At 60.0% G+C, this 9,927-nt stretch carries 10 protein-coding genes; 5 read left to right on the top strand and 5 right to left on the bottom strand.

Translation table 11 applies throughout. The annotated features are described in order from the left end of the window. Positions 1–94: 94 nt before the first annotated feature. From PMI23_RS18665 to phoB, 3 genes are all read right to left on the bottom strand, one after another. Positions 95–1,435, bottom strand: a complete 1,341-nt coding sequence (locus PMI23_RS18665) for a hemolysin family protein (protein WP_007920256.1) — start codon at positions 1,433–1,435, stop codon at positions 95–97. Between the two features lie 122 nt (positions 1,436–1,557). Then, on the bottom strand, positions 1,558–2,844 hold the full coding sequence (gene phoR / locus PMI23_RS18660) for a phosphate regulon sensor histidine kinase PhoR (protein WP_238539543.1): 1,287 nt from the start codon (positions 2,842–2,844) through the stop codon (positions 1,558–1,560). A gap of 74 nt (positions 2,845–2,918) precedes the next feature. Then, a complete protein-coding gene (gene phoB, locus PMI23_RS18655) occupies positions 2,919–3,608 on the bottom strand; it encodes a phosphate regulon transcriptional regulator PhoB (RefSeq protein ID WP_007896474.1) in 690 nt (229 codons plus the stop codon). Between the two features lie 151 nt (positions 3,609–3,759). Between phoB and PMI23_RS18650 the strand changes: the two genes are divergently transcribed. Then, the gene (locus PMI23_RS18650; protein ID WP_007920260.1) at positions 3,760–4,143 is read left to right on the top strand and encodes a COG4315 family predicted lipoprotein; all 384 of its coding nucleotides are present in this window, start codon (positions 3,760–3,762) and stop codon (positions 4,141–4,143) included. A 112-nt stretch (positions 4,144–4,255) separates the two neighbouring features. Here PMI23_RS18650 and ubiA read toward each other — a convergent pair whose 3' ends face one another. After that, on the bottom strand, positions 4,256–5,146 hold the full coding sequence (gene ubiA, locus PMI23_RS18645; protein ID WP_007920263.1) for a 4-hydroxybenzoate octaprenyltransferase: 891 nt from the start codon (positions 5,144–5,146) through the stop codon (positions 4,256–4,258). Continuing rightward, positions 5,146–5,706, bottom strand: coding sequence for a chorismate--pyruvate lyase family protein (locus PMI23_RS18640; RefSeq protein WP_007920265.1), 561 nt, complete (start codon positions 5,704–5,706; stop codon positions 5,146–5,148). Before PMI23_RS18640 ends, ubiA begins: the two co-directional genes overlap by 1 nt. A gap of 201 nt (positions 5,707–5,907) precedes the next feature. Here PMI23_RS18640 and PMI23_RS18635 point away from each other — a divergent pair, with 201 nt between their 5' ends. From PMI23_RS18635 to tssA, 4 genes are all read left to right on the top strand, one after another. Continuing rightward, entirely contained in the window at positions 5,908–6,075 is a 168-nt protein-coding gene (locus PMI23_RS18635) for a rubredoxin (RefSeq protein ID WP_007920267.1), read from the top strand. Positions 6,076–6,095: 20 nt separating this feature from the next. Next, complete coding sequence (locus PMI23_RS18630) at positions 6,096–7,244, top strand: NAD(P)/FAD-dependent oxidoreductase (RefSeq protein WP_007920268.1); 1,149 nt, start codon at positions 6,096–6,098, stop codon at positions 7,242–7,244. A 190-nt stretch (positions 7,245–7,434) separates the two neighbouring features. Continuing rightward, a complete protein-coding gene (locus PMI23_RS18625) occupies positions 7,435–7,710 on the top strand; it encodes an HU family DNA-binding protein (protein WP_003213368.1) in 276 nt (91 codons plus the stop codon). A 641-nt stretch (positions 7,711–8,351) separates the two neighbouring features. Then, positions 8,352–9,914, top strand: coding sequence for a type VI secretion system protein TssA (tssA, locus tag PMI23_RS18620; RefSeq protein WP_007920270.1), 1,563 nt, complete (start codon positions 8,352–8,354; stop codon positions 9,912–9,914). Positions 9,915–9,927: the final 13 nt, after the last annotated feature.

Below are 9,927 nucleotides of genomic sequence, written 5' to 3'. Positions count from 1 at the left end.
AGCCTGCGGCAGCTCCTGCATGGGAATGCGATCCCTGTAGGAGCTGCCGCAGGCTGCGATCTTTTAGCAGGCAACGCGGTTTCCCGCATTGCACTCAATCCAGCATCAACACCTTGGCCAGCACAATCTTCGGCCCTTTCATCTTCTTGATGATGATCCGCAGGCCTTCGACCTCCAGCACTTCTTCCTCTTCAGGTACGCGCTTCAAAGTCTCGTAGACCAGCCCGGCAAGGGTTTCCGCTTCGATGTGATCAAGGTCGATGCCCAACAGGCGTTCCACCTTGAACAGCGGCGTGTCACCCCGCACCAAGAGTTTGCCCGGCTGATAGGCGAGGATCCCGCGCTCAGCCTTGCGATGTTCGTCCTGAATGTCGCCGACCAGCACTTCCAGCACGTCTTCCATGGTCAGGTAGCCGATGATGTTGCCGTCAGCCTCCTCGACCACGGCGAAGTGCGAGCCGCCCTTGCGGAACTGCTCCAGCAACTGCGACAGCGGCATGTGCCGTGATACGCGTTCCAGCGGGCGGGTCAGTTCGGCGAGGTTGAACGACTCGGGAATGTGATCCAGTGCTGCCAGTTCCAGCAGCAGATCCTTGATGTGCAGCAGGCCGACGAACTCCTGGCGCTCGCTGTCGTACACCGGATAACGGCTGAACTTGTGGCGACGGAACATCGCCAGGATTTCTTTCAGCGGCGCGTTGAATTCGAGGGTGATCAGGTCTTCGCGGGAGTTGGCCCAGTCGACCACTTCCAGTTCGCCCATTTCCACCGCCGACGCCAATACACGCATGCCCTGATCGCTCGGATCCTGGCCACGGCTGGAGTGCAGGATCAGTTTCAGTTCTTCACGGCTGTAATGGTGTTCGTGGTGCGGGCCGGGTTCGCCTTGGCCGGCGATACGCAGGATCGCGTTGGCGCTGGCGTTGAGCAGGTAGATCGCCGGGTACATCGCCCAGTAGAACAGGTACAGCGGCACGGCCGTCCACAGCGACAGCAGCTCGGGTTTGCGGATCGCCCAGGATTTCGGGGCCAGTTCACCGACCACGATGTGCAGGTACGAAATGATGAAGAACGCGGTGAAGAACGACACGCCTTTGACGATTTCCGGCGACTGCACGCCGACCGCGCTCAGCAGCGGTTCGAGAATGTGCGCAAAGGCCGGCTCACCGACCCAGCCGAGGCCGAGGGAGGCGAGGGTGATACCCAGCTGACACGCCGAGAGGTACGCATCGAGCTGACTGTGCACGGTGCGCAGGATGTGTCCGCGCCAGCCGTTCTGATCAGCGATGGCCTCGACCCGGGTCGAGCGCAGTTTGACCATGGCGAATTCCGCCGCAACGAAAAAGCCGTTGAGCAAAACCAGGATCAGAGCAAAAAGGATCATGCCGAAATCGGCGAATATTGTTGCGAGGGACAAGCCAGGGGAAGGGTCCATGATGGAGTTTTGCGGGTTCCGTGTGATTCAAGAGGGAGAAAAATCGCGCCTGAAAGGCAGGCACAAGTCAGCCAATGTAGCGGCTGACATGGCGATTGCCTAGTGGCGAGTGCCGGTCGGTCTTACTCGGCGGCGCTGATGGCCCGCACATGGGCCACCTGAGCCGGGGCAAAATGGCAGGTGAACGTGCTGCCGTGACCGGGCACGCTGCTGATCTCCATGCGTGCGCGGTGGCGCAGCAGTACGTGTTTGACGATGGCGAGACCCAGCCCGGTGCCGCCGGTGTTGGAGTTGCGGCTGGAGTCGACGCGGTAGAAACGTTCAGTCAGGCGCGGCAGGTGTTTGCTGTCGATGCCAATCCCGGAATCCTGCACGCTCAGGTGTGCGCCCTGATCGTCGCCCCACCAGCGAATGCGGATGTTGCCCTCGGCCGGGGTGTACTTCACCGCGTTGAACACCAGATTGGAGAACGCGCTGCGCAATTCCGCCTCGCTGCCCTTGAGCAACAGGCCGGCGTCGGCTTCGAGGCTGATGCGCTGGTTCTTCGCGCCGGACAATTGCTGCGCATCGCTCTTGATCGATTGCAGCAGGCTGTCGATCTGCACTGGCTGGTTGTCCGACGGGTAATCGGTGGCTTCGAGTTTCGCCAGCAGCAACAAATCGTTGAGCAGCGTCTGCATGCGTCCGCCCTGTTGCTGCATCTGCTGCAGGGCGCGGCTCCAGCGCGGATTCACTTCTTCGACGTTGTCGAGCAGGGTTTCCAGATAGCCGCAGATCACTGTCAGTGGTGTGCGCAACTCGTGAGAGACGTTGGCGATGAAGTCTTTGCGCATCTGTTCCAGCTGATGGATGCGCGTGACATCGCGCACCAGCATCAAGTGTTCGTTGTTGCCGTAGCGGGTCAGGTACAACTGAATGCGCACGCGATCGTTGGTTGGCGAGGGGATTTCCAGCGGCTCGGCGTAGCTGTCCTGCTCGAAGTATTCCTTGAAGCGCGGATGGCGTACCAGGTTGGTCACCGGTTGGCCGCTGTCCTGCGGGGTCTTGAGGCCGAGCAAGGTTTCGGCAGCGCGGTTCCACCATTCCAGGTTGCCGTCGCTGTCGAGCATGATCACCGCGTCTTTCAGCGCGGCGGTGGATTCCTGCACCCGGTCAATCACCGCTTGCAGGCGCCCGCGCACACGTTGGTCGCGGCGTTGCAGGTGGTAGATGCTGTCGAACACTTCGCCCCACAGACCATAGCCATCGGGCGGTGCTTCGTCGGGTTGATGCTGGCGCAGCCATTCGTGCAGACGCAGCAATTGCTTCAGCGTCCAGGCCAGATAGATCCCCAGGCCCGCCGCGAGGCTCCAGCCGTAATAGCCGGTGATCAGGCCGATCACCAGGCAGACGGTGACCAGCAGCAGCATGTGGCGAATCAGGGTGCCATGCCAGTTTTGATTCACGGGAAATACGGTCCTTGTCTGCGAGTCTGGCGGTCGGCTCAGGCCTTGGTGGAAAACCGGTAGCCGGTGCCGCGCACGGTTTGTACCAGATTTTCGTAAGCGTCACCGAGGGCCTTGCGCAGGCGGCGGATGTGCACGTCGACGGTGCGCTCTTCAACATAGACGTTGCCGCCCCAGACCTGATCCAGCAACTGGCCACGGGTGTAGGCGCGTTCCTGGTGGGTCATGAAGAATTGCAGCAGACGGTATTCGGTCGGGCCCATCTCGGCCGGTTTGCCGTCGATGGTGACGCGGTGGCTGATCGGGTCGAGCAGCAGGCCACCGACTTCGATCGGCGCTTCGCCGTCGGTCGGACCGGCGCGGCGCAGCACGGCTTTAAGGCGTGCGACCAGTTCGCGCGGGGAAAACGGTTTGGTGATGTAGTCGTCGGCGCCGACTTCAAGACCCTGGATCTTGTTGTCCTCTTCACCCTTGGCGGTGAGCATGATGATCGGGATGTCCCCGGTCAGTTCATCACGTTTCAGACGACGGGCCAGCTCGATGCCGGAGGTGCCGGGCAGCATCCAGTCGAGCAGGATCAGGTCCGGCTTGCGGTCGACGATGATGGCGTGCGCCTGCTGCGAGTTCTCTGCCTCGAGGCAGTCATAGCCGGCCATTTCCAACGCAACGGCGATCATTTCGCGAATGGGCGCTTCGTCGTCGACGATCAGAATGCTCCTGCCAACCATGCCTTAATCCTCTTGTCATTTAACTGTCTTGCGCCGCATTAGATAACGGAATTATTGCAGTCGTGTGACAGTATTTTAGTCCGGCAGCGATTGTGCAAATACTCAACTAAGCTCTAAGTCCGAATCCTGACAACCACAAAAGAAGGTTTCCATGACTCAAATGACTGTTCCTTTCAAAGCCCTGCTGATGGCTGCGGCCCTGACATTGCCTGGATTTGCACTGGCTGCGGATCCGGCGATGGAGAAGGACGGCATGTACATCGACCACAAGGGCATGACCCTGTATACCTTCGCCAAGGACTCGGGCGGCAAGTCGATGTGCAACGACAAATGCGCAACGAACTGGCCGCCGTTGATGGCGACCGCGGGTGACAAGTCGATGGGTGACTGGACTGTCATCAAACGCGACGACGGCACGATGCAATGGGCCTACCAAGGCATGCCGCTGTACACCTTCGTGATGGACAAGAAAGCCGGTGACATGACCGGTGACGGCAAAATGGACGGCGCGTGGAAAGTCGCCAAAGCCAAGTAAACGCGGTCCCTTGCAGGAGTGAGCCTGCTCGCGATAGCGGTGTATCAGTCGGCATTTTCGTTAACTGACACACCGCTTTCGCGAGCAGGCTCACTCCTACATTGATTTGCGTTTAGCGCAACGCGTAATCCAGCACAATCCCGACGAAAATCGCCAACCCGGCCCAATGATTGTGCAAAAACGCCTTGAAGCAGCGCATGCGGTCACGATCGCGGGTGTACCAGAATTCCCACGCATAACACCCGGCAGCCACCAGCAAGCCGAGATGGAACCAGATCCCCAACTCGAACTTCGACCCCGCCAGCAGCAGGCAGCCCAGCGACAACGCCTGCAGGCTCAGGATGATCACCCGGTCCGCCTCGCCGAACAGAATTGCCGTGGATTTCACGCCAATCTTCAAATCGTCATCGCGATCGGTCATCGCGTAATAGGTGTCGTAACCCACCGTCCACAGCAGATTGGCGATCCACAGCAGCCACGCTGCCGCCGGCAACTCACCGGTCTCGGCAGTAAACGCCATCGGCATCCCCCACGAAAACGCCGCGCCCAGTACCACTTGCGGGTAATAGGTGTAGCGCTTCATGAACGGATAAGTGAACGCCAGCGCCAGACCGCCCAGCGACAGCCAGATGGTCGGCGCATTGGTGCACAGCACCAGCAGGAAACTCACGCCCATCAGCAGCGCGAAGAACACCAGCGCCTCTTTCGAACTGATCTTGCCGCTGGCCAGCGGCCGTTGCGCGGTGCGTTTGACGTGGCCGTCGACCTTGCGATCGGCCCAGTCGTTGATCACGCAGCCGCCGGCGCGGGTCAGTACCACGCCGAGGACGAAAATCACGATATTGGCCAGCGACGGCGAGCCTTTACCGGCAATCCATAACGCCCACAGCGTCGGCCACAGCAGCAGGTAAATGCCGATCGGCTTGTCCATCCGGGTCAACTGAATGAAATCCCAGGCGCGCGGGTTCAAGCGGTTCAGGGACTTGAGCAGACTCTGATACATCAGCAGTTCTCCGGATGGGCGCGGGCGGCGCTCCACAGACTCGGCAGAAAGATTTCCGCGACCAGCACGCTCAACGCGCCACGGTCGAAGCGCGACCGCCGGCCCCACAACTCTGGCGCTTTGGCGGCTGGCGGCAACCATTGTTCAGGGTAGTGGCAGACTTCGATGGCGCGGCGCTGGAAGGCCTGATCGCAAAACAGCAATTCGCCCAGCGAGCGGCTGCCCAGTTCGTCCATGTGCAAGCCGTCACCCTGTAAGGCGGCGCGCGAAGCGACGCTGCGGGCAAACACCCAGGCCTCGCCGTGACCGCGCAAATACACCTCGCGCACCCAGCCTTCGCTGCCCTCGGCCAGATCCAGTGCGGCGCATTCATCGGCACGCAAGGTGTCCCAGCCTTCAAACAGTGGCGTGACGCTGAAGCCGTCATTGGACAGCCGGGTCAGTCGGCGGGTGAGGGAGCCTTCGTCGAACAGCCAGTCGAGGGTCAACGAATCGGGGAGGGGCGTCAGTCGGCTTTGAGTCAGCCAGAGCGGGGCCGGGCAGGCATTTGAATGTTGCACAATGAGTCATTATTGGCCGCAAATGAGGCGGCGAGCTTAACATGGTGGCCGCCGATATTGATTGATCCGGGTCGCCGTTGCGCCGAACAGGCTTGCATCTGCCCGGCTCCATCAGTACAAAACGCCCTGAGCCGGATGGCAGCGCAACACCCATCGACCGTCCGCGCCGGCAATAAGCCTGAACCCTGAGGAAGTACTTGAATGAAAAAGTGGCAATGTGTGGTCTGCGGCCTGATCTACAACGAAGCCGAGGGTTGGCCGGATGACGGCATTGCGCCGGGCACTCTGTGGCAGGACGTGCCGGAAGACTGGCTGTGCCCCGACTGCGGCGTCGGCAAGCTGGACTTCGAAATGATCGAAATCAACTAAGCAAAACAAAGGAGTAAGGCATGAGCGCACCTGTCGTCATCGTTGGCACTGGGCTGGCGGGCTATAACCTGGCCCGCGAGTTTCGCAAGCTCGACAGCGAAACCCCGCTGCTGCTGATCACCGCCGATGACGGGCGCTCTTACTCCAAGCCGATGCTCTCCACCGGTTTCGGCAAGAACAAAGACGCCGATGGCCTGAGCATGGCTGAACCGGGGGCCATGGCTGAGCAGTTGAAAGCCGAAGTGCGCACTCATACGCGCATCAGCGGCATCGACGCCGGCCATAAACGCCTGTGGATCGGCGAAGAAGCGGTTTATTACCGTGACCTGATCCTCGCCTGGGGCGCAGAAACCGTGCGCGTACCGGTCGAGGGCGATGGCGCCGATCTGGTGTTCCCGATCAATGATCTCGAAGACTACGCGCGCTTTCGCGCAGCGGCGGCCGGCAAGCGCCGGGTGCTGTTGCTCGGCGCCGGCCTGATTGGCTGCGAATTCGCCAACGACCTGATTCTCGGTGGCTACGAAGTGCAACTGGTGGCGCCGTGCGAACAGGTCATGCCGATGTTGTTGCACCCGGCCGCAGCGGCAGCCGTGCAGGCCGGGCTGGAAGGCCTCGGTGCGAAATTTCATCTCGGCCCGGTACTGACCCGATTGCAGAAAGTCGCCGACGGCCTGGAAGCGCATCTGTCCGACGGCCAGGTCATTCCTTGCGACGTGGTGGTCTCGGCCATTGGCCTGCGTCCGCGCATCGATCTGGCGGCGGCCGCTGGCGTACAGGTCAATCGCGGTGTCGTAGTGGATCGCCATCTGAAAACCTCCCACGCCAATATTTACGCCTTGGGCGACTGCGCTGAGGTCGACGGGCTGAATCTGCTGTACGTGATGCCCCTGATGAGTTGTGCGCGAGCACTGGCACAAACCCTCGCCGGAAACCCGACCGCCGTGAGCTACGGCCCGATGCCGATCACCGTGAAAACCCCGGTGTGTCCGCTGGTCGTATCGCCGCCGCCACGGGGCAGCGAAGGCGTCTGGACTGTCGAAGGGCAGGGCGCCGACATCAAAGCCCTGTGCCACAGCGCCGACGGCCAATTGCTCGGCTACGCGCTAACCGGCGCCGCGGTGATGGAAAAACTTGCCCTGAACAAACAGCTTCCAGCCCTGCTGGCGTAAATACCGGTCGTTCTGTCGGAATCACCCCGCTTTTGCCCCTACAAAGGTCGCGGGGAGACTGGCGCCGCCGGTATCCGCGTGCCATTCTCACTCCCGTCTGCCGCAGAGTAGAGCCTGCGGCGCCTTGGGCGCTGTTCCAACGAGAACAGCACGGACATAACAACAAAAAACCGTCAAAGGGGCTTCACTAATGCGTAAACCAGAACTCGCCGCTGCAATCGCTGAAAAAGCAGATCTGACCAAAGAACAGGCCAACCGCGTACTCAACGCCGTTCTCGAAGAAATCACCGGCGCTCTGCACCGCAAGGACAGCGTCACGCTGGTAGGCTTCGGCACCTTCCTGCAACGCCACCGCGGCGCCCGTACCGGCAAAAACCCGCAGACCGGTGAGCCGGTGAAGATCAAGGCCAGCAACACCGTTGCGTTCAAGCCAGGTAAATCGTTGAAAGACAGCGTCAATCCTTAATTGCGGCGAACTCCTCGAATAACGGGGAGAACCGTGTAGAAAAATGGGCACACCGATTGCGGTCGGGTGCCCATTTTTTATGCCTGCCGATTTATTCTGGCCTGCAGCCTTAATAAAGGCCGAGTAACTGATTGCATTTGTTGGCTATCGATCAGCCTCACAGTTAAATAAATCCTCTATATATAAAAGCCATCATATTGATGGCACTTTCTGAGTTGTCGGTTGTCTCGCGGTGACTTGTTGAAACAACACCGAAGTCTTTCGGAATCATCCTACATCCGAATTTTTCAAAACCCGTCATGCTCCGCGCCACTCTCGCCAGCCCCGGCTTCCGGTGATCGACGGCAGTTGGAACGATCGCTCTAAATCAAGCTTTCCCGGTGTTTTGTAAGGGTATGCGAATATAAACAGAGCATCGGGGATTCCCTGACTGAATATAGGGAAACCTCCTACAACAAACAAAGAACAGTTCGTCTTGTTGTTTAATCAGATGCTTGCTAGTGGCCATCATAGTGATTACGATGCGCCCACTTGAAAGAGCACATCTCAATTGGATGAGTCGCGTCACCGCTCTTCGATACTGTCCCGCGCCGCGGTAACTCCAATAGGCGCCTGACTGTAATCCTTAATAAAGGCCATGGATGTCCTACTCAAGCAAACTTTCCGCCCATTACCTCGAACTCGCAAAAGTCTCTGTTTCCAAAGAGAATTTCGCGGGCGAAGACGTTCGTTTTTCGAGCGAATTCGAGGCCTTGGAAAGTGAGCTGGCCAAAGCCTCGTCGATGCACGAAAGCGGGCAGATCGACTGGCTGAAAATTCGCGAAAACAGCGAAAATCTGCTGCGTACCCAATCCAAGGATTTGCGTGTCGGCGCCTGGCTGACCTGGTCGCTGTACCAGCGCGAATCCTTCCCCGGTCTGCTGGCCGGCCTCGGTCTGCTGCACCATCTGTCGGAAAACAACTGGGCCGACGTTCACCCGCTCAAACCCCGTACCCGTGCCGCCGCCATCGGCTGGCTGGTGCCGCGCCTCGAGCAGGTCATTACCGAAAACATTGCGATCAAAGAGCAGTTGCCGATGTTCCGGCAGCTCTCCGAGCACCTGTCCGGCCTTGAAGCGGCGTGTGCTGAGCATCTGGGCGATGACTCGCCGCTGTTGCTGCCGATCTCCCGTCGCCTGAAAACCATGATCCAGCGCGCGGCCGACAACCAGCCGGCTCCCGGTGTGGTCGGTGCGGCGGTGGCGCAGGTCAAACAGGCCGCGAGCCAGTTGCTTACTCCCGGCGCACCGATCGACAACGAACGAGATGCGCACAAAGCCCTGCGCGCGCAACAGGAAAGCGCCCGGCCATTGTGTGCCTGGTGGCTCAAGCAGAAAGCCACCGACCTGCGCGCCCTGCGCCTCAATCGCACACTGCTGTGGATGACCATCGACGCCGTGCCGGAGCGCAACGCCGAGCAGATCACCGTGTTGCGCGGTCTGCCGCTGGAAAAACTCAAGCTCTATCAGGACCGTTTCGATCAGGGCAAATACGCTGACCTGCTGGTGGAACTGGAGGCGAGCCTGGCGAAGGCGCCGTTCTGGTTCGATGGCCAGAGGATGGTCTGGGAATGTCTCCAGAACCTCAACGCCGAGTTGGCAATGCGCGAAGTGGAAATCCACTTCGCGCTTTTGGTTCAACGGCTGCCCGGGATTGTCGAGTTGCGTTTCCATGACGGTGCGCCGTTTGCCGATCCGTCCACCCGGGCGTGGATCGCCGCCAACGTCATGCCGCACCTGCAAAGCGCCAGTGCGCCGCGCAAGGTCGAAAGCGAAAACGTCGAAACCCAGCCAGCCTGGGAAAAAGCCCTCGAAGAAGTCCTGCCGCTGCTGCGCAAGGAAGGCCTGAAGCCTGCCGTGCAGACGCTCAAGCAGGGTTTGCAATCGGCCCACGGTGGCCGCGAGCGCTTCTTCTGGCAGTTCGCCCTCGCGCGCCTGTGCTTCATGGCCAAGAAATACGAACTGGCCAAGAACCAGCTGGAAACCCTCGATCAGACATTACAGGACTCAGGCCTGCACGCCTGGGAGCCCGATCTTGCATTGGAAGTGCTGCATCTACTGCATAGCTGCTGCGAGTTGTTGCCGCAGAACCATGCCGTACGTGAACGCAAGGAAGAGATTTATCGCAGGCTGTGCCACCTCGACCTCGAAGTGGTACTCGAATAGGCCCCAGGGCCAC

It is taken from the genome of Pseudomonas sp. GM24, assembly GCF_000282235.1.
GTDB lineage: Bacteria > Pseudomonadota > Gammaproteobacteria > Pseudomonadales > Pseudomonadaceae > Aquipseudomonas.
This window is presented reverse-complemented; position numbering and strand designations above follow the sequence as displayed.